Origin of the sequence: Paenibacillus sp. BGI2013 (genome assembly GCF_002843485.1) — a bacterium.
GTDB classification, from domain to species: domain Bacteria; phylum Bacillota; class Bacilli; order Paenibacillales; family Paenibacillaceae; genus Paenibacillus; species Paenibacillus amylolyticus.
The window spans coordinates 1-835 of sequence record NZ_PJFA01000037.1; the positions used below are offsets into that span (position 1 = coordinate 1).

Annotated in this window: 1 protein-coding gene; it reads right to left on the minus strand. The window is 42.5% G+C overall.

Features of this window, described 5'->3' with window-relative positions:
- Window positions 1–25: 25 nt before the first annotated feature.
- Window positions 26–835: hypothetical protein (locus tag CXK86_RS32390; RefSeq protein ID WP_180361910.1), on the minus strand; the 810-nt coding region annotated here is incomplete at its 5' end.

Consider the following 835-nt stretch of genomic DNA (forward strand, 5'->3'; position numbering starts at 1 on the left):
TGACATGGTTTTTTTGTTTATTCATTTACTCCTGATAGACAACTATACTTACATTAGAATTGTTATCTTCTGGCGTACTTGCTGTAAAAATGACATTATGATCCATCGTGGTGACATTCCACCCGGCCATCGAATTCTCAAATGCAGAACCAATTTTCTCAGCCAGTCCATTTAATGTCTCTGTTCCTGACAATCTTAAACGTTTGGAAACTTCATTCGTACCGTCTCGAAATACAACTCTAATAATCCCTGGCGCGCTGGGGCCAGAATCAATTTTTAAACTTATAGCTTGCTTTACTCCTGCAAAGGTCTCCGATCCTGGTGTAGTAATCGAGCTTGATACCAATCCAATACCTGTTGTCGCTTCCACGATTGCCACGGATAGTTTAGGATTGTTAGCCGAAGGTGCTCGGGCTGTAAATATAACATTTCTATCATTTGACGTAGCGTTCCAATCAACTAAAGACGTGTTAAATGCCCAAGCTATCTTCGTTGCTACTTCGGCAGCAGTTTCTGTACCTATTAATTCAATATCTTTAAGAATGGTTGTGCTACCGTCTGTAAATGTAGCAGTAATCGTTCCGGCAGCTGTAGCCCCTGAATCTATCACTAAGGTAGCCACTTGTGCTTCGCCAGTAGGGTATGGAGCTCCTACGGTCGTTATTGTACTATCCGGCATGCCAATTCCTGTATTTAATCCCGAAAGTCTCGCCATAGCTTTTATGTTATTCTCTGCCGGAAACTCGGCTGTAAAAATTACATCTGAGCCCCGTGAAGAAACGATCCAATTCGGAATCGTGCTCCCGAATGCTGCTACTATCTTGTCAGCAAGATC